This is a genomic window from Neobacillus sp. 114, assembly GCF_030127045.1.
Taxonomy (GTDB): Bacteria; Bacillota; Bacilli; order Bacillales; family Cytobacillaceae; genus Neobacillus; species Neobacillus rhizophilus.
This window is the reverse complement of record NZ_CP126144.1, coordinates 5,134,170-5,160,477: the sequence shown is the minus strand read 5'-3', so window position 1 is coordinate 5,160,477 and position 26,308 is coordinate 5,134,170. Positions and strand designations below refer to the sequence as shown.

Annotated in this window: 22 protein-coding genes, 1 pseudogene and 1 other annotated feature; of the genes and pseudogenes, 15 read left to right on the top strand and 8 right to left on the bottom strand. The window is 41.1% G+C overall.

Annotation, left to right across the window (positions count from 1 at the left end; all coding sequences use genetic code 11):
- Nucleotides 1-23 precede the first annotated feature (23 nt).
- The gene (locus tag QNN06_RS25305; protein ID WP_213119879.1) at nucleotides 24-1,100 is read left to right on the top strand and encodes a bifunctional 3-deoxy-7-phosphoheptulonate synthase/chorismate mutase; all 1,077 of its coding nucleotides are present in this window, start codon (nucleotides 24-26) and stop codon (nucleotides 1,098-1,100) included.
- A gap of 208 nt (nucleotides 1,101-1,308) precedes the next feature.
- Nucleotides 1,309-2,313: a catabolite control protein A gene (gene ccpA / locus QNN06_RS25300; RefSeq protein ID WP_213119880.1), complete on the top strand. Its 1,005-nt coding sequence runs from the start codon at nucleotides 1,309-1,311 to the stop codon at nucleotides 2,311-2,313.
- Nucleotides 2,314-2,811: 498 nt separating this feature from the next.
- Here the strand turns inward: ccpA and QNN06_RS25295 are convergent, their stop codons facing one another.
- From QNN06_RS25295 to QNN06_RS25285, 3 genes are read right to left on the bottom strand one after another with little or no spacing between them, the layout of a single operon-like run.
- Nucleotides 2,812-3,984 carry an acetoin utilization protein AcuC gene (locus QNN06_RS25295; RefSeq protein ID WP_284036168.1) on the bottom strand — a complete coding sequence of 391 codons (1,173 nt, stop codon included), beginning with the start codon at nucleotides 3,982-3,984 and terminating at the stop codon, nucleotides 2,812-2,814.
- On the bottom strand, nucleotides 3,981-4,628 hold the full coding sequence (locus QNN06_RS25290) for an acetoin utilization AcuB family protein (RefSeq protein ID WP_213119882.1): 648 nt from the start codon (nucleotides 4,626-4,628) through the stop codon (nucleotides 3,981-3,983). Before QNN06_RS25290 ends, QNN06_RS25295 begins: the two co-directional genes overlap by 4 nt.
- Before the next feature lie 42 nt (nucleotides 4,629-4,670).
- Nucleotides 4,671-5,303 (bottom strand): GNAT family N-acetyltransferase, encoded by a 633-nt coding sequence (locus QNN06_RS25285; protein WP_284036167.1) that lies wholly within the window; start codon nucleotides 5,301-5,303, stop codon nucleotides 4,671-4,673.
- 194 nt (nucleotides 5,304-5,497) lie between these two features.
- Here QNN06_RS25285 and acsA point away from each other — a divergent pair, with 194 nt between their 5' ends.
- Nucleotides 5,498-7,216: an acetate--CoA ligase gene (gene acsA, locus QNN06_RS25280; RefSeq protein ID WP_284036166.1), complete on the top strand. Its 1,719-nt coding sequence runs from the start codon at nucleotides 5,498-5,500 to the stop codon at nucleotides 7,214-7,216.
- Between the two features lie 57 nt (nucleotides 7,217-7,273).
- Here the strand turns inward: acsA and QNN06_RS25275 are convergent, their stop codons facing one another.
- The gene (locus QNN06_RS25275; RefSeq protein ID WP_213119885.1) at nucleotides 7,274-7,468 is read right to left on the bottom strand and encodes a DUF6954 family protein; all 195 of its coding nucleotides are present in this window, start codon (nucleotides 7,466-7,468) and stop codon (nucleotides 7,274-7,276) included.
- A 106-nt stretch (nucleotides 7,469-7,574) separates the two neighbouring features.
- Nucleotides 7,575-8,834 (bottom strand): tyrosine--tRNA ligase, encoded by a 1,260-nt coding sequence (tyrS, locus tag QNN06_RS25270; RefSeq protein WP_284036165.1) that lies wholly within the window; start codon nucleotides 8,832-8,834, stop codon nucleotides 7,575-7,577.
- 43 nt (nucleotides 8,835-8,877) lie between these two features.
- Nucleotides 8,878-9,091 (bottom strand) — a binding site (T-box leader).
- Between the two features lie 146 nt (nucleotides 9,092-9,237).
- Between tyrS and QNN06_RS25265 the strand changes: the two genes are divergently transcribed.
- On the top strand, nucleotides 9,238-11,985 hold the full coding sequence (locus QNN06_RS25265; protein WP_284036164.1) for a transglycosylase domain-containing protein: 2,748 nt from the start codon (nucleotides 9,238-9,240) through the stop codon (nucleotides 11,983-11,985).
- Nucleotides 11,986-12,173: 188 nt separating this feature from the next.
- Here the strand turns inward: QNN06_RS25265 and rpsD are convergent, their stop codons facing one another.
- Nucleotides 12,174-12,776 (bottom strand): 30S ribosomal protein S4, encoded by a 603-nt coding sequence (gene rpsD / locus QNN06_RS25260; RefSeq protein WP_213119888.1) that lies wholly within the window; start codon nucleotides 12,774-12,776, stop codon nucleotides 12,174-12,176.
- Between the two features lie 453 nt (nucleotides 12,777-13,229).
- Between rpsD and QNN06_RS25255 the strand changes: the two are divergent.
- A pseudogene (locus QNN06_RS25255) lies at nucleotides 13,230-13,430 on the top strand (PLP-dependent transferase); the annotation flags it as partial.
- A 25-nt stretch (nucleotides 13,431-13,455) separates the two neighbouring features.
- Here QNN06_RS25255 and QNN06_RS25250 read toward each other — a convergent pair.
- A complete protein-coding gene (locus QNN06_RS25250) occupies nucleotides 13,456-13,935 on the bottom strand; it encodes a GAF domain-containing protein (RefSeq protein WP_217037258.1) in 480 nt (159 codons plus the stop codon).
- Nucleotides 13,936-14,088: 153 nt separating this feature from the next.
- On the opposite strand from QNN06_RS25250, the gene refZ reads away from it, so the two are divergent.
- The 7 genes from refZ (at nucleotide 14,089) to rarD (ending at nucleotide 22,331) form a co-directional block, all read left to right on the top strand.
- Entirely contained in the window at nucleotides 14,089-14,721 is a 633-nt protein-coding gene (gene refZ / locus QNN06_RS25245; protein ID WP_213119890.1) for a forespore capture DNA-binding protein RefZ, read from the top strand.
- A gap of 247 nt (nucleotides 14,722-14,968) precedes the next feature.
- Nucleotides 14,969-16,657 carry a septation ring formation regulator EzrA gene (gene ezrA / locus QNN06_RS25240; RefSeq protein WP_213119891.1) on the top strand — a complete coding sequence of 563 codons (1,689 nt, stop codon included), beginning with the start codon at nucleotides 14,969-14,971 and terminating at the stop codon, nucleotides 16,655-16,657.
- Nucleotides 16,658-16,875: 218 nt separating this feature from the next.
- The gene (locus tag QNN06_RS25235) at nucleotides 16,876-18,021 is read left to right on the top strand and encodes a cysteine desulfurase family protein (RefSeq protein ID WP_284036163.1); all 1,146 of its coding nucleotides are present in this window, start codon (nucleotides 16,876-16,878) and stop codon (nucleotides 18,019-18,021) included.
- Entirely contained in the window at nucleotides 18,018-19,226 is a 1,209-nt protein-coding gene (gene thiI / locus QNN06_RS25230) for a tRNA uracil 4-sulfurtransferase ThiI (protein WP_284036162.1), read from the top strand. The genes QNN06_RS25235 and thiI overlap by 4 nt, the downstream gene beginning before the upstream one ends.
- Nucleotides 19,227-19,323: 97 nt before the next feature.
- A complete protein-coding gene (locus QNN06_RS25225) occupies nucleotides 19,324-19,530 on the top strand; it encodes an alpha/beta-type small acid-soluble spore protein (protein WP_213119894.1) in 207 nt (68 codons plus the stop codon).
- 137 nt (nucleotides 19,531-19,667) lie between these two features.
- Nucleotides 19,668-21,251 (top strand): acyl-CoA synthetase MbcS, encoded by a 1,584-nt coding sequence (mbcS, locus tag QNN06_RS25220; RefSeq protein WP_284036161.1) that lies wholly within the window; start codon nucleotides 19,668-19,670, stop codon nucleotides 21,249-21,251.
- A gap of 150 nt (nucleotides 21,252-21,401) precedes the next feature.
- On the top strand, nucleotides 21,402-22,331 hold the full coding sequence (gene rarD, locus QNN06_RS25215) for an EamA family transporter RarD (RefSeq protein ID WP_217037255.1): 930 nt from the start codon (nucleotides 21,402-21,404) through the stop codon (nucleotides 22,329-22,331).
- A 791-nt stretch (nucleotides 22,332-23,122) separates the two neighbouring features.
- On the opposite strand, the gene QNN06_RS25210 is transcribed toward rarD, so the two are convergent.
- Nucleotides 23,123-23,923, bottom strand: coding sequence for an NAD kinase (locus QNN06_RS25210; protein WP_217037254.1), 801 nt, complete (start codon nucleotides 23,921-23,923; stop codon nucleotides 23,123-23,125).
- A gap of 156 nt (nucleotides 23,924-24,079) precedes the next feature.
- On the opposite strand from QNN06_RS25210, the gene sppA reads away from it, so the two are divergent.
- From sppA to QNN06_RS25195, 3 genes are all read left to right on the top strand, one after another.
- Entirely contained in the window at nucleotides 24,080-25,090 is a 1,011-nt protein-coding gene (gene sppA / locus QNN06_RS25205) for a signal peptide peptidase SppA (RefSeq protein WP_213119898.1), read from the top strand.
- Between the two features lie 11 nt (nucleotides 25,091-25,101).
- Nucleotides 25,102-25,539 (top strand): RDD family protein, encoded by a 438-nt coding sequence (locus tag QNN06_RS25200; RefSeq protein WP_217037253.1) that lies wholly within the window; start codon nucleotides 25,102-25,104, stop codon nucleotides 25,537-25,539.
- A 70-nt stretch (nucleotides 25,540-25,609) separates the two neighbouring features.
- Nucleotides 25,610-26,305 carry a DUF2953 domain-containing protein gene (locus tag QNN06_RS25195; RefSeq protein ID WP_284036160.1) on the top strand — a complete coding sequence of 232 codons (696 nt, stop codon included), beginning with the start codon at nucleotides 25,610-25,612 and terminating at the stop codon, nucleotides 26,303-26,305.
- Nucleotides 26,306-26,308: the final 3 nt, after the last annotated feature.

Here is a 26,308-nt window from a genome sequence, read left to right as displayed (position 1 = left end):
AAAGAAAGGACGGGGACGAAAAGATGGGCAATAATGAATTGGATCAGTTAAGAGACCGTGTAGACGAGTTAAACTTGGAATTGTTGAGGTTAATAAATGAAAGAGCTCGACTCGTCCAAGAGATCGGGCAGGTTAAAGGAAGTCAAGGCGTTTTCCGCTTCGATCCAGTCCGTGAAAGAATGATGCTCGATAAAATTAAAGATAATAATGATGGTCCATTTGAAAATTCAACAATTGATCACCTGTTTAAGGAAATTTTCAAAGCGGGGCTTGACCTCCAAAAGGACGACCATAAGAAAGCTTTGTTAGTTTCTAGAAAGAAACAGCCAGAAAATACAATTGTAGACTTAAAAGGCGAAAAAATTGGCGATGGCAAGCAGCATTTTGTCTTTGGTCCATGTGCGGTTGAATCCTATGAGCAGGTGGCGACTGTTGCAAAAGCTATGAAGGAAAAAGGCTTAAAGCTTTTGCGCGGTGGTGCTTACAAGCCAAGAACGTCACCATATGATTTCCAAGGATTAGGTGTAGAAGGACTGAAAATATTAAAACGTGTTGCAAATGAATTTGATATGGCTGTCATTAGTGAAATTGTCAGTCCTGCCGATATTGAAATGGCTATTGATTACATCGATGTCATCCAAATTGGTGCACGTAATATGCAAAACTTCGAATTATTAAAGGCTGCTGGTGCAGTGAATAAACCAGTTCTATTAAAGAGAGGGTTAGCTGCAACCATCGAGGAATTCATCAATGCTGCCGAATATATCATGGCGCAAGGAAATGGACAAATTATCCTTTGCGAGCGTGGAATTCGAACCTACGAAAAGGCAACTAGAAATACCTTAGACATTTCTGCTGTTCCTATCTTAAAGCAAGAAACACATTTACCAGTTATGGTGGATGTTACCCACTCAACTGGAAGAAGAGATTTACTGCTTCCATGCGCAAAGGCTGCAATTGCGATTGGGGCAGACGGCGTTATGGCTGAAGTACACCCAGACCCGGCTGTAGCACTTTCTGATGCGCAACAGCAAATGAACCTTGAGCAATTTGATCACTTCTACAATGAACTCCTTGCATCCAACTTTGTAAGAGTATAATGAACAAGAACCTTCTGCCATGATAGCAGGAGGTTTTTTCCTGCTTTTAAAAAAATATTGACAATATAATTGCGGCTTTTTTCTTCTTGTCGTATCATAAATACATACTTAAAGATTGTTTACTTTATCACATAAGCAATTATGACTAGATTTTAGCTAAATGCTATAAAATAAAGAAAACAATGTACGTTTTAGGAGAGTGTTACAAGTGAATAATATTACAATTTATGACGTAGCCCGTGAAGCGAATGTTTCCATGGCAACAGTATCCCGCGTTGTTAACGGGAATCCAAATGTTAAACCGGTTACCCGGAAAAAGGTCCAGGAAGTAATCGAGAGATTAGGGTACCGTCCAAATGCGGTTGCCAGGGGATTGGCAAGTAAAAAAACAACGACAGTCGGAGTGATCATTCCTGATATTTCCAACATCTTCTTTGCAGAGCTGGCTCGCGGGATTGAAGATATTGCCACCATGTATAAATACAACATTATTTTAAGTAATTCAGATCAAAACAAAGATAAGGAATTACATTTATTTAACACAATGTTAGGTAAACAGGTAGACGGGATTGTCTTTATGGGAGGACATATTACACCTGATCATGTAGATGAGTTTGAAAGGTCACCAGTTCCAGTCGTACTAGCGGGATCTATCGAAGAATCTGAAAAAATTCCATCTGTTAACATTGATTATGAACAGGCTGCCTACGATTGTGTGAAAGAGTTTATCGGCAGAGGGCATAAAGATATTGCTTTTGTAATTGGACCGCTATATGAACCGGATATCACCGTTAAAAAGCTGAATGGCTATAAGAGAGCCTTGGAAGATGCAAATATCCCATTTAATGAAGAGTTAATTATTGAAGGAGATTATACGTACGATTCTGGTATTGAAGCTTTTGAAAAAATGCTGGAACTATCTGAAAAACCAACGGCCATTTTGGTTGGTGCGGATGAAATGGCACTTGGCGTCGTCCATGGTGCTGAGGATAAGGGCTACAGTATTCCAGAGGATTTTGAGGTTATTACTTCTGACAATACGAGACTGTCGCTGATGGTCCGTCCGCAGCTTACGACAATTGTTCAACCTCTTTATGATATTGGGGCTGTTGCAATGCGCTTGTTAACCAAATTAATGAACAAAGAAAAAGTAAGTGAACAAAAAGTGGTTCTTCCACATCGTATTGAACATCGGCAATCTACAAGAGAATAGTAAAAAAGGCGGTTAAATATCCGCCTTTTTTATTTTGTCTAAACCCTGCTAACGGGCCTGTTAATTGCCGCTCCGGGCACTCGCTTTCCCGCGGAGAGGTCCTAGAGCCTCCTCGGCGCTGGAAGCGCCTGCGGGGTCTCCAGTGACCTCTCTATCCCGCAGGAGTCGAGTGTCCTCCGCTACAATCAACTGGGAGTCAAATATCCTAAAGTATTGCAACACACATTTTCTCCTCCTTGTAAGTGTGCTGCTTTATGAGGACATTCCATACAGGAAATGCCCTAACCTGCGCAGCCTTCGGACAAAATCGATTGGAAAAGAGGAGGAAGTGTCCGAACCTCGCGGAAATCGAAGCGCCTGGGGCGCAAATCAACAAACATGTTAAAAAGGCTTTGTATTAATATTTTTATAAATAAATCAACGTGGTAAATCGAGTAAAATAAAAGGCTATCGAAAGTTTTTCGATAGCCTGAGGCGGCTAAAGAGCCGCTACTTTCATTATCTAGATTCACTTTTTTGATGATTACGAATTGGATATAGTGCTTTTTCAAGTGTGATTAAGTTCTTTTCCGTTATTTCTGCTTTTCTTGGGATTGGAGGATAAATACCCTCAGAATCATCCCACTCCCTTGGCAGTGTCACCGGGGACTCCTTTTGCCACTGTTCAATCCAGTCTTCCGGCAAACTGCCAAAACAATTAGGATTTTCTGTCATCTCCATCCAAATAAATGCCCAAGCCCTTGGGACAACACGCCAAATATCATATCCGCCTCCGCCCACGGCAATCCATTTGCCGCCGCAATATTGATGCGCAATTTCATGGGCAAGCCTTGGGATTTCCCGATATATTTTCATCGTTGCCGACAAATGGGTTAATGGGTCATAATAATGCGAGTCTGCTCCGTTTTGCGTAAGGATGACATCAGGCTTAAAAAACTCGGCCACATCCCTGATTGCGTTTTTATAGGCATGCAGCCACGAATCATCTTCTGTAAAGGCATCAACAGGGATGTTGAATGAATAGCCGTATCCCGCTCCCTGTCCTCTTTCGTTAATATTGCCCGTACCCGGAAATAGATATCGGCCTGTCTCATGAATCGAAAGTGTACAGACATTTGGGTCATCGTAAAAGGACCATTGAACTCCGTCACCATGATGGGCGTCTGTATCTACGTATAAAACGCGGGCATTATATTTTTGCTGGATATATTTAATCGCAACAGAACTATCATTGTAAATACAAAATCCGGAGGCTTTCCCACGAAATCCGTGATGCAGACCGCCGCCAAGGTGCAGGGCATGAAGTGTTTTTCCGGTCATTACCTCATCGACAGCCGTTAAGGTACCCCCTACCATCAAAGAACTAGCCTCATGCATATTAGGGAAAATAGGGGTATCTTCAGTACCTAAACCATAGTTTTCAGCTATTTCTTTCGGAAGAAGCCCCTGGCCGGCCTTTTTTACTGCTTCTACGTAGCTTGGGTCATGGATTAAAGTTAATTCCTCTTCTGTCGCCATTCTTGGCTTAACAATCTGATTGGGGTCTAAGGCATTTATTCTATTTAATAAATCTACTGTGAGTTTAAGCCGGAATTGATTGAAAGGATGATGGCTGTTGAATCGATAATTCAGAAGGTCTTCTGAGTAAATAAAGGAACAGCGATCATTCATATAGACATCCCCGGCAAATTTGGCCATAACACCTGGTGGCCAGCTTCTTTAAGGTCTTGAATCAATCCGGTAGGGTTCATTAATTGAACTCTGATAACAAGTATTTTATATTGTTCATCCTGTTTATCTGGGTAAACGAGTACACTTAAGATGTTTGCCTTCCGTTTTCGGATAATTTCTGCGATTTCACTGAGAATTCCGGAGATATTCGGCACTTTTATTTCAATTTGCGAGCCAGGCTGGTGAACACCTGTTAACTCAATCATTGTTCTTAATAAATCCGTTTCTGTCACAATTCCCACTAATTTTCGATTATTGATGACCGGAAGGCAGCTTATTTTATGTTCATAGAAAAGAGCGGCGGTCTCTTCAACAAAATCCAGGGGATGGCTTGTGATGACGTTTTTTTCCATTATCGTATCTAGGGGTTTTTTCAAAATTTCCGGGTGTTCATTTGCATGGAAAATGGACGGTGTAGCCTCTCTTATTTTAGCAACGGTAACAAGACCAACCAGGTGCCCATCTTTATCAATAATTGGGATGTGGCGAATTTTCCTTAATTCCATTAATGCCATGGCGTCTGCAATGGTATCAGTGGGAGAGAGGGCAGCTACATCCGATTGCATAATTTCTTCCACGATCATAGGATTTCCCCCAATTCTCTAAAATTCTAGAATGTTTCCTCGTTAGTACATAAACCGATTCATAAAACGCAGCCGGTCAAATCGTTGGACGGATTCGTTATCGATTCGTTTGCCGATTTTGGCCATCAAACAGTTGGCTGGGTGGGAGCAGATCTCCGGGTCATCAGTCGCATACCATTCCAAACCGCCGGCATTCATCATTTTCTCCATGATCTTTCGATATTCCCAAACATTGAGTTTGGTTCCTTTTAAATCCCAATGCCAATAATACTCTGTTGTGATAATAATATAGTTTTCCATGGCATCATCCATCATCGAAACAATCAGGAGGTTTTTACCAACGGCACAGCCTCTAAATTGAGGGATCACCTCGATTGCACCCAATTCTATTAAATTATCCATCTTTCCTTCCGACCAGCGTTCGAGAGGGTCCGGGTATAAATAGGTAACATAACCGACGATTGTATTTTGATGCCGGGCAATAATAATTCTTCCTTCCGGTAAATCGGCGATCCCGATTAATGCCTCGTGCTGCTGGGCAGGGGGGCGAAACGCAACAAGGTCTTCGTGAAAATCACAGCCTGCTAATTTTTCTGCAGTGACAGGGCCTTCAATAATTAATTTTCCGTGAGGAGTTTTTAATTCCTTAGCATTATAGGTTTTTTTGTGCTCCATTTGGTCACCCCTGGAAAAAATCTAGGTATTTCAATTCTATTATACATGAAATTTTTATCTTTAAAGATTTTTCACTAAATTTTCGAAAAATTAAACACTAGGTTTATATTTTTTTAAAAAATGTTTTTTTAAAATTGTGAATAGTTATTATTTGTACTATAATTATCTCAAATACTTCAGAGGGGGAGATAGGAATGAAAGTGGAAGCGCTGCCAGTAGTCCAAGGGAATTTCAATTTGCGAAACTATGAAGAAACATATAAGAATTTTGACTGGAAAGATACAGAAAAGGAATTCTCTTGGAGTGAAACAGGCCTTGTTAATATGGCTTACGAGGCGATTGACCGCCACGCGGGTACCTTCAGAAAAAATAAGGTGGCATTATACTATCGTGATGCTTCGAGAAATGAAAAATATACCTTTAAGGAAATGAAGGAGCTTTCCAATAAGGCTGGGAATGTGCTGAAAAATTACGGCGATGTCGAAAAAGGCGACCGTGTCTTTATTTTCATGCCGCGTTCTCCAGAACTTTACTTTACTGTTTTAGGAGCAATTAAGCTTGGTGCTATTGTTGGTCCATTGTTTGAAGCTTTCATGGAAGGGGCTGTCAGGGACCGTCTGCAAGACAGTGAAGCAAAAGTATTGGTAACCACTCCAGAATTGTTAAGCCGTGTACCTGTTCAGGATTTACCAGCATTAAAGCATATTTTCCTCGTTGGAAAAAATGTGGAGGAACAAGGGAATTGCATTAACTTTTTAGAAAAATTTGAGACTGCCAGCAAAGATCTGAAGATTGAGTGGGTTGAGCGGACAGATGGATTAATCCTCCATTACACATCTGGATCCACTGGAAAGCCAAAGGGCGTACTGCATGTACATAATGCGATGATTCAGCATTATCAAACAGCTAAATGGGTTCTTGATTTAAAAGAGGATGATGTTTACTGGTGTACAGCAGACCCAGGCTGGGTGACAGGAACTTCCTACGGTATCTTTGGACCATGGCTGACTGGTACTTCGAATGTTATTGTCGGCGGACGTTTCAGCCCAGAATCCTGGTATCAAATGATTGAAGACTTTGGTGTTACGGTTTGGTACAGTGCACCAACAGCATTCCGGATGCTGATGGGAGCGGGGGACGAGCTGGTTAAGAAATTTAATTTAAGCAGCCTTCGTCATGTCTTGAGTGTAGGTGAGCCATTAAACCCAGAGGTGGTAAAATGGGGTGCCAAGGTATTCAATAAGAGAATCCATGATAACTGGTGGATGACTGAAACCGGTGCTCAGTTAATTAGTAACTATCCTTGCATGGAAATCAAGCCTGGTTCGATGGGTAAGCCAATCCCTGGCGTTGAGGCGGCGATTGTTGATAATCAAGGTAACGAGCTTCCTCCATACAGAATGGGGAACCTTGCAATTAAAAAAGGCTGGCCTTCGATGATGCATACGATCTGGAACAATCCTGAGAAATACGAGTCGTATTTCATGCCGGGTGACTGGTACGTCTCCGGAGACTCTGCGTACATGGATGAGGATGGCTACTTCTGGTTCCAAGGCCGCGTCGATGACGTCATAATGACATCTGGAGAGCGAGTTGGCCCGTTTGAAGTGGAAAGCAAGCTTGTTGAACACCCAGCTGTTGCTGAAGCAGGAGTTATCGGAAAACCGGATCCGGTGCGCGGGGAAATTATTAAAGCCTTCATCGCGTTAAGGGATGGTTATGTGGCAACTGAAGAGCTTAAAGAGGAAATCAGACAGTTCGTCAAAAAAGGTCTGGCAGCACACGCCGCACCTCGTGAAATTGATTTCCGCGACAAGCTGCCAAAAACACGAAGCGGTAAGATCATGAGACGTGTTCTGAAAGCATGGGAGTTAAACCTGCCGACAGGTGATTTATCGACAATGGAAGATTAACTTTTGAAAATACAAAAGAGGCCGACTCCAATAAATTTTGGGCGGCCTCTTTATATGCTATTTCCGTTTGCGCTCGGCCCAGCCAATTCCCTTTCGATAGCCAAATCCCAAGATTAGATAGATTACCAAAACAATTACTCCCGTAACCAATCTTTCCTGCATGCTTCCATCTGCCATAAGAACCGGTCCAAGGCCAAAAAACGTAACCAAGCCAATGAGAAGGATAAAAACAGCGTGTACTAAAACTCTCACTACTTTCACCTCCAAATTTCTTTTTATATATTTGACGTTTAAAAGAAAAAAGCTGTTACATATAGAAAGGACTTTGGGTTGCAGTCCCAAAGCCCCTTTAAAGCAATTAATACTTAATTAACGTATACTTCTTTTTTCCTCTTCGTACAATCGTAAACTGGCCTTCAATTTTGTCAGTTTCCAGCAAAGAGTAAGCTGTATCGGTTACCTTTTCCCCATTAATGGCAATGGCACCGTTTGTAATATCTTCACGAGCCTGACGCTTCGAAGGAGATATCTTGGCAGCTACTAAAAGTTCAACTAAGTTATTTTCCTCTTCATTTTGCAGCGCGTAAGACGGAACATCTTTAAAGCCCTGCTTGATTTCGGCAGCCGTTAAGCTACGAACGTCCCCGCTAAATAATGCTTCGGAAATCTTGATGGCCTGCATTAGTGCATCCTCTCCGTGAATCAGGCGTGTCATCTCTTCCGCCAGTGACTTTTGGGCTTTACGGAGATGTGGCTCTTCCTGAACACTGACTTCCAATTGTTCAATTTCCTCTCGAGAAAGGTAGGTAAACAGTTTCAAGTATTTCACCACATCAGCATCGGCTGTGTTAATCCAGAACTGGTAGAACTCGTAAGGAGTGGTTTTTTCCGGATCAAGCCAGACAGCGCCGCCTTCTGATTTTCCAAACTTGGTACCATCGGATTTGGTTACAAGCGGAATCGTCAACCCGAAGGCTTTCGTCTCTTCATCGTGCATTTTTCGAATTAGCTCAAGACCTGAGGTAATGTTCCCCCACTGGTCGCTGCCGCCAACCTGCAATTTGCAATTATAATGATCATATAAATGGTTGAAATCCATCGCCTGTAAAATCGTGTAGGTGAACTCAGTAAACGATATCCCTGTTTCAAGCCGGGAGGCAATCGTATCCTTTGCAAGCAGGTAGTTGACACCGATATGCTTACCGATATCACGCAGGAAGGCAATGACGCTCATGGGCTTTGTCCAGTCGTAGTTGTTGACCATAACCGCGCCATTTTCCCCTTCAAACTCAAAAATCGCCGCTAATTGCTTTTTAATACCCTCAACGTTTTTCTGAACCGCTTCGATTGTTTGTAGTTTTCGCTCTTCGCTTTTGCCGCTCGGGTCGCCAATTAAGCCAGTTGCGCCCCCGACCAATACTAGCGGCCGGTGTCCATGCTGCTGGAATCTTCTTAGTGTTAAAAATGGCACCAAGTGGCCGATATGCAGACTGTCAGCAGTTGGGTCCGTTCCGCAATATAGCGAAATTTTTTCGTTATCTAAAAGATTCTGCAACCCTTCTTCATCTGTTTGCTGATAAATAATGCCCCGCCATTTCAAATCCTCTAATAAGTTCATTACACAAAACCTCCAATAAAAAATAAAAACGCCCCTGCAATTATGCAGGGACGTAAAATATACGCGGTACCACCCAGCTTGAGGAAATTCCTCCAACTTGATAAAATAACGGTTTGAACCGTTCTCCGCTACTGTTTCTTCACAGAGAAAGCTCCAGGATGTAATTCACTCTTCTATATGTGGCAACTTTCACCGGCCGCTGCCTCTCTAATTACAGGGATAGAAGAACTACAGTTGATTCCCTTCAAAGCTTGTTATTATAAAAAAATGCTTAATGATTTTTTAACATATATTAAAGATAAAGTCAAACGGTAAAATGGAAATTTCAGAAAAATGTAGAAGCTTGTCAAATTTTATACCACCGATATGCTATAATGGATGTGATTTTATTAGAGGTGATGCTATGAAAGAAAAGTGGCAAATTTGGAAGGAAAAAGCTGATTCCCTCCTTAGTTATATTACTCATAAAAAAACCGTCAAAGGTGCCAGGATTACGTATCAGGTGTTCTGGAACCTGTTTCTGCTTTTATTAACGGTTGTGGTCCTTGGAGGGGCTTTTGCAACAGGTGTTGGCGCAGGTTATTTTGCCTCGCTCGTCAAGGATGAGCCCGTACGTTCATACGAAAGTATGAAAAAAGATATTTACAATTATACAGATACATCGGACTTATATTTTGCTGATAATGTTTATCTTGGAACACTGCGGTCGGACCTGGTCCGTGATGAGGTTAAATTGGAGCAGGTTTCCGATTACGTGATCAATGCTGTAATTGCTACGGAGGACGAATATTTTTACAAGCACAATGGGGTCGTCCCTAAGGCCGTTTTTCGTGCCCTTTTTCAGGAAGTAACCAATTCTCCTATCCAATCAGGTGGGAGCACGCTGACACAGCAATTAATTAAAAACCAAATTCTAACCAATGAGGTTTCCTTCCAAAGAAAAGCAAATGAAATTTTGCTGGCCCTTCGTTTGGAGAAATTTTTCAATAAAAAAGAAATTCTTGAAGCGTATTTAAATATGGCGACTCTTGGCAGAAATTCATCAGGGCAGAACATTGCCGGAGTACAGGCCGCTGCAAAAGGGATCTTTGGAAAAAATGCAAGCGAGCTTACACTGCCGGAGGCTGCCTTTATTGCCGGACTGCCGCAAAGTCCGTTTGGCTATACCCCATTCACACGGGAGGGCACAGTGAAGAATAATCTTGAGCCTGGCATAACAAGAATGAAAACAGTTTTAAAAAGAATGTACGATGGCGGATACATTAATGAAAAGCAATACGCAGAAGCATCTGCCTATGACATTACAAAGGATTTTACTCCACCAGTACCGAATCCTCTTGATAACTATCCTTGGCTGACATTCGAAATCGAGAAGCGGGCCATTGATGTTCTGACAACGGTATTGGCTAAGAAAGATGGCCATACCGAAAAAGATCTAAAACAAGATGAAAACCTTTATTACAAGTATAAGACGATGGCCAGCCATGACCTGCGGCAAGATGGCTATCAAATTCATACAACCATTAACAAAGATATCTATGATGCAATGCAGGTGGTAAAAGATAACTACAAATATTATGGACCAGATAAACCGGAGGAAAAAGAAGACCCGGAAACTGGTGAAAAGAAAACCGTAATGGAACCTGTTGAGGTCGGTGCAGAACTGATCGAAAATAGTACCGGCAAAATCATCAGCTTTGTTGGCGGCAGAGATTATCATAAACAGCAGCTCAATCACGCTACCAGTGCAGTCCGCCAGAACGGTTCGACGATGAAGCCGCTGCTCGTCTACGGGCCGGCTATTGAGATCGGAAAAGCGGCGCCCGGAACCCCGCTTCCGGATGTCGAACTGAGACTGGATAAAAGCAAAAGTACACCATGGCCTCATAACTACGACAAAAGATATAGCGGATTAGTATCAGCACGGTATGCTTTGGCCAAATCCTATAACGTGCCGGCTGTAAAGCTATACTCTGAAATCGTGGACCAGCGTCCAGCACAATATCTGGAAAAGATGGGCTTTACCTCGCTAACAAAAGGGGATTACACGAATCTGGCTACCTCAATAGGGTCCATGGATAACGGCGTGACTGTTGAAGAAAATACAAATGCCTTCAGTACCTTTGCCAATGGCGGGAAATTTATCGATGCTTATCTGATCGATAAAATTGTCGACAAGAACGGAAAGATTATTTATCAGCATGAAGTAAAGCCTGTTGATGTCTTTAAACCGCAGACTGCTTATCTGACCTTAGATATGATGCGGGATGTCATTAATAGTGGAACAGCAGCAGGTGTAAAAAGCAAACTGAATTTCAGCTCTGATTGGGCAGGCAAAACCGGTACTGGTAACAATTATTTTGATTCGTGGTTTGTTGCCTTCAACCCGAATGTAACACTTGGAATTTGGACTGGATATGATACGCAGAAATCGTTAAAAACTAGCGGAATGTCATACAGTCAGCGGACCAATAATCTTTGGGCTGAACTGATGAATGCGGCTTATAAAATTAAACCGGATTTAGTTGCTCCAAAAGAGAGTTTCCAAATGCCTGAAGGAATAGTTAAAAAGTCGTATTGTGCCGTTTCTGGCCTGCTTCCGTCAGCTGCTTGCTCAAAGGCAGGCTTAGTTGAAAGTGATTATTTCAATGCCAAAGATGCTCCTACGAAAGTCGATGATAGTTTAATCGAAGGAAATTATGTAACCATAGGGGATAAAAAATATCTGGCACTTGATTCCACACCAAAAGAGTTTACCCAGTATGGAACAATATTAAACCCAGACTTTATCACCAGAATGGTAGGCAATGACTTTAAAAATATCAGCCAGCTTATACCAAATAGGGGCAGATGGGACAATGTGCTTGTCTCAAGCGCTAAAATGGCCGATAACGGCAAGAAACCGGATAGTGTCAACTTGACCGCATCCGGCAATACCCTCACATGGAGCGCACCGGCAGACAATGATATCGTCGGCTACCGTGTCTATCAGGGTGGATTTTTTGGAGCGAAGATCGCCAGCATCAACAGCGGCTCCTCACTATCCTATAATGTTGGAAGTGGAAGCTTCTATGTAACGGCAGTTGATATTGCAGGAAATGAATCCGCACCTTCAAATGTAGTGGAAGTAGGAGTTTTAACTCAACAATAGTATTTAATGGGGGTCTCAAAATTAGATTTTGGGACTCCTATTTTTTATCTAATAGGAAAGCCTAAATTCAACTACGCCTCATGAACCGTCCTATCGGACTCGCCAATCGGCGAGTTTTTATTTATTTCCAGAAACACAAAAAAGCCCCAGAGTTGAAATTCTGGGGCTTTACGAATGCTAAATACAAATTAACGAGAATAGAACTCGACGATAAGAGTTTCGTTAATTTCAGCAGGTAATTCAGAACGCTCTGGCAAGCGAGTGAAAGTACCTTCTAATTTGTCAGCATCGAAAGTTAAATAATCAGGAACGAAGTTAGTTGCTTCGATTGCTTCTTTGATTACATCAAGGTTGCGAGATTTTTCACGAACGCTGATAGTTTGGCCAGCAGCAACGCGGTATGATGGAATATCAACGCGAGCGCCATCAACTAGGATGTGGCCATGGTTAACTAACTGACGAGCCGCACGGCGAGTGCGTGCAAGACCTAAACGATAAACTACGTTATCAAGACGAGATTCAAGAAGAACCATGAAGTTTTCGCCATGAACGCCGCCTAATTTGCCAGCTTTGTCGAATAGGTTGCGGAATTGACGCTCATTAACTCCGTACATATGACGAAGCTTTTGCTTCTCTTGTAACTGCAATCCATATTCAGAAAGCTTTTTGCGTTGGTTTGGACCATGTGGTCCAGGAGCGTAAGGACGCTTTTCTAATTCTTTACCTGTGCCGCTTAGAGAGATTCCAAGACGACGGGATAATTTCCAGCTTGGGCCGGTATATCGAGCCATGAATGACTCCTCCTTTAAGTTTTTATTTTGGTAAAATAAAAACCGTAACGAAACATCGATAACAGCCATTTTGTTTTCATGCACCATCGCCCTAGCAGCTAAGGGTTACGCGATGCACCTTCGCAAGAAGCTCTTGCGAGGAACAAAATGGAACAGCTAATGTCGTTTCATAGGCTGCAATATTTTACACAAAGAGTATTATATAATTTTTATTCGTGGTAAGTCAAGCTAATTTTTATTATACACTGGATTCGGCCAAATTAGGTGTTTAACAGACTTCTCTTAATAAACATATACTAAAGAAAATTGAAATCGGTTTCATTCAGGAGGGGACCTGTATTTTGGAAATGAAGAAAGCCCGTTTTGAAACGGATGTGATTCATGCCGGTTATTGACCAAATGTACAGCCATACAACCCTTTGGAACAAAGAATATGACCGCCCGACTTTGTAATTGGAATTAATTAAAATTGCGGTAAGTTTGGGAGACACGGAAACATTAATCCAACATCCGGCGACAATGACTCACGCGGTCGTACCGGAAGAAGAGCGGCTGAAAATGGGAATTGATAATACACTACTCCGCCTTTCTGTCGGCCTAGAAGCATGGGAGGATTTGAAAGAGGATTTAGAACAAGCGCTTGATAAAATATAAAACTCGCCGGCTGGCGAGTTTTCATTTATAAATGCTCGTTTAGGATAGCGACGAATTCCTCCAGCTTTTCTTGGTCCAATTCATCAAAACGGTTTTTTTCTGGTGAATCAATATCTAGGACACCTATAACCTGATCACCTTTTACAAGTGGAATGACAATCTCTGACTGGGAGGCAGCATCACAGGCGATATGGCCTGGGAATTGATGCACGTCTGCGACCCGAAGCGTTTCAGCTTTCCTGACTGCTGTCCCGCATACACCTTTTCCAACCGGAATACGGACACAGGCAGGCAGGCCTTGAAATGGTCCAAGCACTAATTCCCCGTCCTCCATCAAATAAAAGCCCACCCAGTTAATCCGGTCTAAAAATTGGTTTAACAAAGCGGAAGCATTGCTCAAATTGGCAATTTGATTTTTTTCATCGTGGATGAGGGCATGCAATTGCTTCTTTACTAATTCGTAATTTTCTTCACGGGTCCCTTTGTACATTTCGACGTTAAACATCCTTTTTCCCCCTATTTCTTAAAGTTTTATAGTCTATTTTAGCAGATTGAAAAGAAAAAAAGCAGACTTTGTCGATTTTTTCATAAAGGAATCCTTATCAAGGTAAAGAACAATTATAGTAGGGGATTTTGTGTTCGAAAAGGGGGAAAAGGGATGAAGAAAAGTTCAAAGGATTCGGTCGTCACAGCTGCTATTCTGTTGTTCAATTCCAAAGGCTACTCAGGTACGTCGATAAGGGATATCGCTGATGCCGCGAAAGTAAATACGGCCACCATTGCTTACTACTTTGGCAACAAAGAGGGGCTTTTGGAATATTGTTTTACCTATTTTTTTGAACAGTACATCAATAAAATGGAAGCTTCTTTTGCCACCATTGAAAAAGGGGCAGCAATTTGTCTGAAGCGTGTGGTAGCGGATTTGCTCCATTATCAATGGGAAAACATTCAGCTTGCCAGCTTTGTGTACAGGGAAATGTCAATTGATTCGCAAATGGTAAGAGAAATCATGGCCACCTATTCGTTGAAGGAAAAGTACTATCTTCAAAAGATATTTGAAAGAGGCTTTGAGTGGAATGAATTTCGGCCGCATTCGATTCCTTATTTAATTATCCAGCTAAAGGGTCTCTTAATGATGCCGTTTATGAATACTCATTACATGAGAGAAGTGCTGTATGTTTTCCCAAATGAAAAGTTTTTCGAGCAAAAATATTTAAAGGATCTTTATCAATGGATTGACAAAACTCTTTGTTCCGATATTCAAATAAAAAAAGAAGCGATTATAAAGTAGAGTCCAGGATTTGAATCAAAGCCCTTAGCTGAAAAGTTCCCTCGAAATTATCTAAAAAAAGCTAAAGCACTGGCTGTCTTGATGAATTTATGCAGCAGAGTGCTTTTTTTGTTTTTCTTTTACAAAAAAATTGAAATTACTAGTCAAAAATTGTCGTATACATGGTATCATTAAGGCATCGAATTTAATCATTAACGGATTTTTAAATAGATGAGAATGACAGCTGTTCGGAACAGGAGGCTTGCAAGTGAAATATATAATAGGGTTATTTATCCTTATCCTTGCGATATTTGTATTAGGATATCTAATAAAGAAAAAGCACTTTAAAGAAATGGACCATCTCGAGGCCTGGAAAATTGATTTGTTCAATAGACCAATTCCTGATGAAATGGCTAAAGTAAAACAGCTTAATATGACCGGACAAACAGAGGAGCTTTTTGAGCGCTGGCGGAATGAATGGGACGATATTGTGACTGTCAAACTGCCGGATTTGGAAGAAATGCTGTTTGATGCAGAAGAATACATAGACCGCTATAGATTCAAAAAAGCAAAAGAGGCTCAAAGCAAAATCACGGAAAAATTGCAAGAAACTGAAAATCAAGTAAACAAAATTATCGAAGAGCTTCATGAATTGGTCGGCAGTGAGGAAAAGAACCGTGTAGAAATTGAAGAATTGAAGGAGCTGTATCGAGAGACAAAGAAAACCTTGCTCGCGCATCGCCATAGCTTTGGCAATTCTGAGAAACATCTGGAAGCGGCGCTAACTGAGGTCATGGGGAAATTTCATGAATTCGATGAAAAGACAGAGCAAGGAAATTACTTGGAGGCACGTGAAGTCGTCCTATTCATTCACGATAAACTAACTGGTATAAAGAATAATATGGATTTAATTCCGCAACTTTTAATTGAATGTCAGTCGCTGATTCCAAACCAGTTGGCCGAGGTAAGGTCTGGTTTACGGGAAATGTTGGAACAAGGGTATTATTTAGAACATGTCCATGTGGAAACAGAAATAGAGCGTCTAGAGGAAAAAATCAGAGAAAATTTAGCTTTAGTTGAAAAAAGCGAAGTTGATCAGGCTCAGGACGGAAATAAAGAAATAAAACAGCGGGTCGATATTCTTTTGGACCTTTTAGAAAAAGAGGTACATGCGAAGCATTTTGTGAAGAAAAATGAACAGGCAGCCAGTAGTCTGCTTGCTGATGCGGAAGAAGTGAATAAATATCTCGCATCGGAAGTCCTTCATGTACAGGCTACCTACCAATTGGCTGATCAGGATTTGGAAACACTGAACAATTTGGAAAGAGAGCTTGCTGCTGTTTATAAACGCTATGAAATATTAACAGAGAAAATAAAGCAAAACCAAACAGCTCAGTCCATCATGGGTGACGAATTAAATGAAATAAAGGAACACTTAGACCTCATACGTGAGGAGCAGCAAACCTTTGTCTTTAAACTTCAAGCCCTTAGGAAGGACGAACTGGAAGCAAGAGACAAAGTCAAAGAATTGGCAAAAAAGGTTGGAGAAACCTTCCGCCTTGTTCAAAAACAAAATGTTCCAGGACTGCCTGAAGAATATCGGTATTTATTGGAGGATACGAACGAGAGCATCCAAAATGTCAGATACCAGCTCGAGGAAAAGCCTCTTAATATAGCGGCACTTAATCAGTATTTAGAGATTGCTGTTCTATCAGTTGATAAATTGGTAAATACTACTTTGGAATTGATAGAAAATGTTACGCTTGCTGAGAAGGCAATCCAATACGGGAATCGATACCGGAGTCAGTATCCTTCTGTTGCAAATGGATTAAGAAATGCAGAAGAGGCTTTTCGCCGTTATGATTATCAAGAGGCATTAGAGCAGGCTGCTGCTACGATCGAGGGGATTGACCCGGACGCATTGAAAAAAATAAAGACACCTGTAGCTATTGATTAGGAAAAACCGATTGTCATATCGGTTTTTTTCTTTGGCTAATAAGAAAGCATAAACTTTCTGTCGAAAGCTTTATACTATCTTTACGCATAAATTCAACTACGCCTCATGAACCGTCCTATCGGACTCGCCAATCGGCTAGTTTTCATTTGCTTTTTCAAAATAATAATTTATGGTAAGATTTATTTCGGCAAAGTGGTGTTAAAGGAAGGTTGTAAACCATGATTTATTTTGATAATAGTGCAACGACTAAACCATATAAGGAAGTATTAAACTCATTTCTAACTGTTTCAAGTGAATATTTTGGGAATCCCTCATCATTGCACAGTTTCGGGGGACAGGCAGAAAAGCTTCTTTCCCAGGCAAGAGAACAATCAGCCAAGCTTATTGGGGTTAAACCGAACGAATTATATTTTACCTCAGGTGGTACAGAAAGCAATAATCTTGCCATTAAAGGAGCAGCTTTAGGTAACCGAAACAGGGGGCGCCACCTGATTACATCAAGCGTGGAACATCCATCCGTTCTAACTGCAATGGAGCAGCTTGAGCAGGAAGGCTTTGAAATAACCCGCCTCCCTGTAGATAAGGCTGGGCGTGTATCTGTTGAGGATGTAAAAAGCTCGATTAGAAAAGATACCATTTTGGTTTCTATCATGCAGGTCAATAATGAGGTTGGCACGATTCAGCCCATTAAGGAAATAGGCCACATGTTAAAAAGCCACCCATCCGTTATATTCCACGTCGATGCGGTTCAGGGAATCGGCAAGGTTCCTGTAGACATATACGAAAGCAGGATAGATTTATTATCCATATCGGCTCATAAAATCCACGGATTGAAGGGGACTGGTGCCCTTTTTATTCGTGAAGGAGTCAGGATAGTACCGCTTTTTTCCGGAGGAAATCAGGAACGGAAGATCCGCAGTGGTACGGAAAATGTCGCCGGTGCGGTTGCCATGGCAAAAGCACTCAGGATGACACTGGATAAAAGTGCTGAAGCAATGAAGAACATGGTTGAGCTTAAAAACCTGTTAAGAAATAAGTTAAATGAAATTGAAAAGATTCAAATCAATACTCCGATAGAAAACTCAGCACCGCATATTTTAAATTTTTCTTTAAAAGGGATCAAATCAGAAGTGTTCATTCATGCTCTTGAGCAGAAAAACATTTTTGTATCAACCACGAGTGCATGCTCTTCAAAAAAGAAGGCACCTAGCAATACTTTGCTTCAAATGGGAGTGCCTGAAGAACTTGCTGAAAGTGCAATAAGAATCAGCCTTTCCTTTGACAATACAGAAGAAGAAGCAAGGAAGGCAATCTTAGAGATAGAAAAAACAGTAAAACATTTAGGAAGGGTAATGAATAAATGAATTATGACCGTATATTAATCCGCTACGGGGAGATATCTACTAAGGGACGAAATCGCAATAAGTTTGTTGATAAACTTAGAAAAAGTGTGAGAATTGCCCTGACCCCGTTTCCAAATATCAAAATTGAAGCTAGCCGCGACCGGATGTATGTCCTATTAAATGGAGAAAACGGGATCGAAATCATCAAAAAATTAAAGAATATATTTGGGATTCAGTCCTTCAGCCCGGCCATAAAGGTCGAGCGGGAAATGGAGTCCATTAAAGAAGCGTCTTTAACATTAGTAAAGTCTCTCTATTTAAAGGGGCAAACCTTTAAGGTAACAGCCAAAAGATCAGATAAAACCTTTGATCTGAATACAGATGAAATCAATAATGCCATAGGCGGCCATTTATTAACAAACATACCAGGGATTAAGGTGGATGTTCGAAATCCGGATATTAATTTACGGGTAGAGGTACGTAAAGAGGCCGTTTATTTGTCCTGCGAAACGATAAAGGGAGCGGGCGGACTTCCTTCAGAATCAAGCGGAAAAGCCATGTTGATGCTTTCCGGAGGAATTGATAGCCCGGTAGCGGGATATATGGCAATGAAGCGGGGCCTGGAAATTGAAGCAGTTCATTTTTTCAGTCCGCCGTTTACTAGTGAACGAGCAAAAGAAAAAGTTATTGACCTTTCAAAAAAACTGGCCGAGATGGCAGGCGGCTCAATAAAGCTTCATATTGTGCCATTTACTGATGTTCAGCAGGCCATCCGCGAACAGGTGCCTGAAAATTATACGATGACTTCGACAAGAAGAATGATGCTCCGCATTACGGATGAAATACGCAAAAAACAAGAGGGGTTGGCCATAATTACTGGCGAAAGCCTTGGCCAGGTTGCCAGCCAAACACTTGAGAGCATGTATGCGATTAATGAAGTGACAAATACACCGATTTTACGTCCCTTGATTTCGATGGACAAAACGGATATTATTAAAATCGCGAGTGAAATTGATACACTTGAAATTTCAAATCGGCCGTATGAAGATTGCTGCACTATTTTTGTGCCAGCTTCACCAAAAACAAAGCCAAAAAGAGAAAAAGTGAATCAATACGAAAGTTATTTCGATTTTGAACCATTAATCCAAGAGGCTGTACAGGAAGTTGAAACGCTTGTCATAAAACCTGACCGTGAACCTCACTCGGAATTCAGTGAATTATTTTAAACGTATTTAAGAATATTTTGTGAACATTTACCAATTCTAAATTTGCATGAAGCTTAGGGGTTCTACACATTCTATACTCACAAGGAGGTGAGTATAGATGGCTAACAATAACAGCTCTAACCAATTGCTAGTAAATGGAGCTCAACAGGCTCTAGACCAAATGAAGTATGAAATCGCTCAAGAATTTGGCGTAAACCTTGGTGCAGACACTACTTCACGCGCTAACGGATCTGTTGGTGGTGAAATCACTAAGCGTCTTGTATCAATGGCTGAATCACAATTAGGCGGCGGATTTGCTCGTTAATTAAAAAAGAATATAATGGCTACAGAGAGCGGGATTTTTTCTCGCTCTCTCTTTTTATTTTTCAGAAAAGGGCGTATAATTAGGACTAGGTAATAACATCAAATATAATACATTGTTACCAAGTGGAGGGGATATTAATGAAGCGTGAAGATTTAATTGCACCGGAGAAATACAATCTTGTAGCCGAGGTTGAGCGGTTTGCGAAGGACCCACACAAATTAGCTCTTAAATGGGAAAATGAATCAGGTGAAACCAAAGAGATTACATATGAAAATTTAATGAAGCAAGTAAATCAAGCCGGCAATGTCTTTGCCCAGAATGGATTACAAAAAGGTGATGTAGTTCTTGTCATAGTCCCGCGGCTGATTGAAGCATACGTTGTCTATCTGGCTGCATTAAAAGCAGGTATGGTTGTAATCCCAAGCTCGGAAATGCTAAGGGAAAAGGACCTTCAGTACCGTATTACCCATGGAGATGTAAAAGCAATCATTAGCTATTTTCCATATGTCGATCAATTTAAAGAAATTGCAGAAGTACAAAAACTAGTCAGGTTTACAATCGGGGCCGACGTGGATGGGTGGAAACGATTGGATGCTGAAATGAAAGAAGCATCAGATGAACTTCCACTTGCGGAAACCAACCGTGATGATATGGCTTTCTTATCCTATACCTCTGGTACAACAGGCAACCCTAAAGGGGTTGTTCACACGCATGGATGGGCTTTTGCACACTTACGGACAGCAGCAGCCAAATGGCTTTGCATAGAAGAAAGCGATACTGTTTGGGCGACTGCCGGCCCTGGGTGGCAAAAGTGGATTTGGAGTCCATTCCTGTCGGTATTAGGGTCAGGGGCAACAGGATTCGTTTACAACGGCAAATTTGAGCCGAAAAAATATTTAAGCCTTCTTCAGAGATATGACGTCAATGTACTATGCTGTACACCAACTGAATATCGTTTAATGGCGAAGGTTGATAATTTAGCAGACTATCAGCTGCCAAATCTTCATAGTGCTGTATCTGCTGGCGAACCACTAAATCGTGAGGTTATTGATACATTCCGTAAATATTTCCATTTGGATGTTCGAGATGGCTATGGTCAAACAGAAAATACATTGCTTGTTGGAGTTACAAAAGGTATGGAGTTGAAACCTGGTTCCATGGGCAAACCAACGCCTGGCAATCGCGTTGAAATCATTAATGAAGAAGGTCAAGTTTGCGGCGTCGGTGAAGTAGGCGATATTGCTGTACACGTCGAAACCCCTGCCCTGTTTAAAAACTACTATAAAGATCCAGAAAGAACAGCCATGCAGTTCCGCGGTGATTATTATGTCACCGGAGATAAAGCGAAAATGGATGAAGACGGCTATTTTTGGTTTGAAGGACGAGGCGATGATATCATTATCAGCTCCGGCTATACGATTGGACCATTCGAAGTGGAGGATGCCCTTGTTAAGCACCCGTTTGTTAAAGAATGTGCAGTTGTGGCAAGTCCAGATGAAGTCCGTGGAAATATCGTTAAAGCCTTTGTCGTTCTAACAGAGAATGTGAACCAAGCTGATCCTGAATTGACAAAAACCCTTCAGGAGCATGTCAAAACGCTGACAGCACCATATAAGTATCCAAGAAAAATAGAGTATATTCCAGAACTTCCAAAGACCACTTCTGGAAAAATTCGAAGAGTCGAGCTGCGTCAAAAAGAATTTGAAGCAGCCCAAAATTAATAAAATTTTATTACTTCCAGGCACACGGTTTGACCGTGTGCCTTTATAATGCATGAAAAATTTGTCAGGCATAAAAATCCCCAATCACTCCTAAATCAAGTTATAATAAAGAGTATTTCGAGAATAGAAGGAATTGGGGATGCGGAATTAATGAATAAGAATGAAACGCAGCAAGGGGTTATCTATGCCGCTGTTTCCTATTTGCTTTGGGGATTGCTGCCAATATATTGGAAACTTTTAGGGGACGTGCAAGCGGAAGAAATACTGGCCAGCCGTGTTGTTTGGTCGTTTGTTTTTATGCTTGTTATTCTTATTTTTACTAGGAAAATTGGGCTGTTTACTGAGACATTAAGGGGATTTGCAAAAAGGAAAAAGCAAATGTATGCTTTAATTGCAGCTTCCTTGTTAATAAGCGTAAACTGGTTTACTTACATTTGGGCGGTCAATAATGGCCATATGATTGAAACAAGCCTTGGATATTATATAAACCCACTAGTTAGTATTTTATTGGGAATGATTGTCCTGAAGGAAAAGCTATCATTTTATCAATATATATCATTTGGGCTGGCAGCCATTGGCGTATTAATCATCAGCATTTCCCATGGCACATTCCCGTGGGTTGCCATTGTTTTGGCGCTGACGTTTGGATTATACGGGCTTGTAAAAAAGCTTGTTAACGTTGAATCATCCGTTGGATTGACTTTAGAGACGCTGGTAGTAACTCCGCTTGCAGTTATTTATATAGGATATTTGTTTATCAACGGGTCCATGGCGTTTTTGCATAAAGGAATTGGCACGGATTTGCTCTTAATAGGGGCAGGTGTCGCAACAGCGGTTCCTCTTTTATATTTTGCAAAGGGAGCGCAAAAAATTCCATTATCATTACTTGGTTTTTTACAATATATCTCCCCGACTTTAACTTTACTATTAGGGATATTTGTATATCATGAACATTTTTCAAAAGTGCAATTGTTATCCTTCATCTTCATTTGGTCAGCATTAACCATCTACTCTCTATCCAAAACAAAGCTATTGCCCGGAAAACAGTTTAAATGGAGAAAAGAAAAAAGAGCAATATAATAGATGAGAGCGCCTGACTTTAGTCAGACGCTCAGCTTGTCGAGAAAGGGTATTTTTCTCGGCAATTTTTTTTGTCCAAACCTAAATTACCAACTTTTATTGTTTATCCCTGCTAACTGGGCCTGTTGATTTCCGCTCCGGGCACTCGCTTTCCGCGGGGAGCTCCTGGAGCCTCCTCGGCGCTTTGGCGCCTGCGGGGTCTCCAGTGACCTCTATTTCCCGCAGGAGTCGAGTACCCTCCGCTCCAATCAACAGGGAGGCAATTCAACCTAAGTATTGCAACACACATTTTCCATCCTTGATAAGTGAGTTGCAATCTTTTTCATATGCTGGCAGGCTTCAGTAAGAAGAGCCTGTTCTCTTAAATTATTTAATCCCCGAAATCGGCAATTGCGAAGCCTATGTTAATAAGGTGGTCATTTGAAACCAGAAACAAATTCATATTCACTTTGGATATACTCTTTTGGCTTAAATATAAATTCACCACTTATTTTATTGGAGTTGAAGGATTTAATTGAATACACCTGTTGATTAGCGCGGAAGGCACGAAGACTCCTGCGGGAGTACGGGGCAGGGGAGACCCCGCAGGAGCGAAGCGTCGAGGAGGCTCCCCGGCACGCCCGCGGAAAGCGAAGTGCCTGGAGCGCCAATCAACAGACTTGTTGAAAAGCCTTAAATTAATTAATTTATAACAAATTAACGGGGTAAATCGTTAAGGAAAATAAGTAAAATAAAAGGCTGTAGATAGTTACACGACAGCCTGAACGCCTGACTTAGTCAGCCGCTCTTTTTTATAAGAAGGTTCTCTTTACCTTTTCAAAGAAGGAGTTATCCTTTAATTTCAGCGTTTTTAATTTTTTATTACTTAACTGAATTTTGATTTTATCAACATGGCGAATGCTAAGTGCTTCATTATCCATCCCCATTGTCGGGTAATCATTTTCCTCTGAAACAACTTTAAGTGTAAGAGCCCTTTCTGCGCTCAAAATAAACGATGCGCCAAGTGTTCGGTAATTGTTGTTGTTAATTGAAGCAACCTCGCTTACCTGCATGCAGGAGAGAAGCGGATCAACGACCGCCCCCCGCACTGATTTATTGTAGGCAGTGCTTCCCGTTGGTGTCGCAACAATCAGCCCATCCCCACGGAAGGTTTCAAAATGCACATCATCCACAAAAACATCAATGACAAGAGTTTTAATAATTGACGAGCGGATGCTGAATTCGTTGAGACACGTAAAAGTTCCTTGCCCATCTACAGAAACGTCGATAAGCGGGTACCGGCGGACCTCCAACTGTTCTTTCAGCATGGCATTAATCATGTTAGAGGCTTCGCCAATACGAAAATCACAATACATATTTAAATTGTTTTTTGTGGATATCCCCATATATAGGCAATCTTCACGAAAGCCGGTTTTTCTGACGGCCTGAAGAAAAGCTCCGTCATCCCCGATACTGGCAATAATATTTGCTTTACGATAATCATTGACAATCGTAAATCCATAGCGCTCAGTGGCCTCAAAAAGAGGGGCGGCTTTAATGAGGGTATCGTTATCGTGTTTATAATCATAATAAATCATTTGCCTTTCTGGCATATATCGGTCCTCCTGGAAAAAATTAAAACATATTAGCCCTGTTAAAATCCAAATTTTGATAAAATAATAGTAATCTCAAATTAGTTTAGCATTTTTTTGAAACAATATGAGAACAGCTAGGGAAATTTAACAAAATCGTTAAAAAGGGGGATACATATGAGTGGTAAGCGCTGGGCCGCACTTGGAATTGCGGCGGCATTATTTATTTTTTCAATTCTAATTAACTTTTTGTCAGCATTTGCTTTTAAAGGTATCAAAACAGATTTTAGTGAATTGATGGCCGCAGGGGAAGAACCCTTTACGGAAGAAGTTGTGGATGCTGGAAGCGAATTAAAGAAAATAGTCATCCTCGATGTGGATGGGGTCATTCAGGATACAGGAGAAACGGGCTCGCTCTTGCAAAGCTCAGGCTATAATCATCAGGGCTTTATGAAAAAACTGAACCATATTAAAGAGGATGATTCCGTGAAGGGGGTCATTATCAGGGTCAACTCCCCAGGTGGCGGCGTCGTTGAAAGTGCGGAAATTCACGATAAGCTGAAGGAAATTCAGAAAGAAACGAAAAAGCCGGTTTATATTTCAATGGGGTCCATGGCCGCTTCGGGAGGCTATTATATTTCAACCGCTGCTAAGAAAATCTATGCCAGTCCCGAGACTTTGACAGGGAGCCTCGGGGTAATCATGGAAGGAATCAATTATAAGGGGTTAGCAGATAAATACGGAGTTGATTTTGTCACGATAAAGAGCGGTAAGTATAAGGATATTATGAGTCCGACAAGAGAAATGACCGAGGAAGAGCGGCAAATCCTACAAAAGATGATTGATAACTCTTATGACGGATTTGTTAAAGTCATTTCAGATGGCAGGGGGATGACTATCGACCAGGTTAAACAGATTGCTGATGGCCGTGTTTACGACGGACATCAGGCAAAGGAATTGAAACTGATTGATGGGTTTGGATACCTAGATGATGTTATTTCGGAAATGAAGAAAAATGAAAAGCTAAAAGGTGCAAAAGTAGTCCGTTATACGGATGACCTTGGCTTTGCCTCCATGTTTCAATTTCAAGCACAAAAATGGCTAGGCGACAGTGCGGAAATGGCCGGTTTGATGAAAATCCTTTCCAAACCAAATTCACCGCGTCTCATGTATCTGTATGCGGAATAGGGGGAAAGCAGATGGACACGAATGAAGTAAGGCCTGTTCGATACGCCGGTTTTTGGATGCGCTTTTGGGCATTTCTGCTCGACTTGATAGTTGTAGGCAGTATAGAACGAATATTAATTAATCCTCTTTTCCGCTTATTGGATATATCTTTATCTGAATTTAATATGTTTTCACCTGTTTCTATCTCATCAGCAGTGATCTTTTATTTATATTTTGTATTGATGACCAAGTTTTTTAACCAAACGCTCGGAAAAATGGTATTTGGACTGAAAGTCATAAACCTTGATCAGGAAAAGCTTACATGGGGGACGGTTTTGTTTAGGGAATGGATTGGCCGCTTTATTTCTGCTACGATCTTTATCGGCTATATAACCGTCGCCTTTTTACCTAAAAAACAAGGTTTGCACGACCTTTTTACTGATACGACCGTTATTCATACTGAATCATAATACAGCCTGCCGAATCAATTCGGCAGGTTTATTTTTTCTCCTATGGGAAATAATAGCAGGTTGAAAGGTTGTGAAAACGTTGATCTGGCTGTTGGCATCCCTGATAATTCTTTTTCTCTTATTTATTCTCATCCTTTTCACTAAACTGACGATTCTGCTGACTTATTTCCATCACAATGATAATGATGACTTAAAGGTAGAGTTTAGGATTTGGTTTGGGCTTATTAGGTATAAGAAAAGCATCCCATTAATCAAGGTAGATGAAGATTCCCCGAGCATTGTTGTTAAAAGCAGCACCGAAACAGGAAATGCCGAAAGTTCCAAACCGAAGGTGACCCAAATTACAAATAAAGACGTGAAGTCCTACTGGAAACGTACCCAGGATCTCTTAAAAAACGTAAAGGGACTTCAAATTATCATCAGGAAATTTTTACAAAAAATAAGTATTAAAGAATTTGAATGGCAGACTATGATTGGTATAGGTGATGCAGCACATACAGCCATTTTGACAGGAGCTCTTTGGACATTGAAAGGATCGGTTATCGGGGTTCTCAGTCAATATTTAAAACTCAAAACATCGCCAAAATTAAGCATAACTCCTCAATTTCAAGGAAGCGTAGTCCAAACTTATTTTCAATGTATTTTTCAGTTTCGAATCGGGTATGCTATTTTAGCAGGATTAAAACTGATTAAATTTTGGAAGGGGGGAAAACCGCCTTTCAAAAATAAATCTAATTTTTCAAATGATAGAACCAAATCAATTTGAAAG

Bases quoted from the DNA above. Each gene is read 5' to 3' on its own strand.
- QNN06_RS25305 (WP_213119879.1), top strand. From the start codon at position 24: ATGGGCAATAATGAATTGGATCAGTTAAGAGACCGTGTAGACGAGTTA.
- QNN06_RS25295 (WP_284036168.1), bottom strand. From the start codon at position 3,984: ATGAATGATCGCTGTTCCTTTATTTACTCAGAAGACCTTCTGAATTAT.
- QNN06_RS25290 (WP_213119882.1), bottom strand. From the start codon at position 4,628: ATGATCGTGGAAGAAATTATGCAATCGGATGTAGCTGCCCTCTCTCCC.
- QNN06_RS25285 (WP_284036167.1), bottom strand. From the start codon at position 5,303: ATGGAGCACAAAAAAACCTATAATGCTAAGGAATTAAAAACTCCTCAC.
- acsA (WP_284036166.1), top strand. From the start codon at position 5,498: ATGAAAGTGGAAGCGCTGCCAGTAGTCCAAGGGAATTTCAATTTGCGA.
- tyrS (WP_284036165.1), bottom strand. From the start codon at position 8,834: ATGAACTTATTAGAGGATTTGAAATGGCGGGGCATTATTTATCAGCAA.
- QNN06_RS25265 (WP_284036164.1), top strand. From the start codon at position 9,238: ATGAAAGAAAAGTGGCAAATTTGGAAGGAAAAAGCTGATTCCCTCCTT.
- rpsD (WP_213119888.1), bottom strand. From the start codon at position 12,776: ATGGCTCGATATACCGGCCCAAGCTGGAAATTATCCCGTCGTCTTGGA.
- QNN06_RS25250 (WP_217037258.1), bottom strand. From the start codon at position 13,935: ATGTTTAACGTCGAAATGTACAAAGGGACCCGTGAAGAAAATTACGAA.
- refZ (WP_213119890.1), top strand. From the start codon at position 14,089: ATGAAGAAAAGTTCAAAGGATTCGGTCGTCACAGCTGCTATTCTGTTG.
- QNN06_RS25235 (WP_284036163.1), top strand. From the start codon at position 16,876: ATGATTTATTTTGATAATAGTGCAACGACTAAACCATATAAGGAAGTA.
- thiI (WP_284036162.1), top strand. From the start codon at position 18,018: ATGAATTATGACCGTATATTAATCCGCTACGGGGAGATATCTACTAAG.
- QNN06_RS25225 (WP_213119894.1), top strand. From the start codon at position 19,324: ATGGCTAACAATAACAGCTCTAACCAATTGCTAGTAAATGGAGCTCAA.
- mbcS (WP_284036161.1), top strand. From the start codon at position 19,668: ATGAAGCGTGAAGATTTAATTGCACCGGAGAAATACAATCTTGTAGCC.
- rarD (WP_217037255.1), top strand. From the start codon at position 21,402: ATGAATAAGAATGAAACGCAGCAAGGGGTTATCTATGCCGCTGTTTCC.
- QNN06_RS25210 (WP_217037254.1), bottom strand. From the start codon at position 23,923: ATGCCAGAAAGGCAAATGATTTATTATGATTATAAACACGATAACGAT.
- sppA (WP_213119898.1), top strand. From the start codon at position 24,080: ATGAGTGGTAAGCGCTGGGCCGCACTTGGAATTGCGGCGGCATTATTT.
- QNN06_RS25200 (WP_217037253.1), top strand. From the start codon at position 25,102: ATGGACACGAATGAAGTAAGGCCTGTTCGATACGCCGGTTTTTGGATG.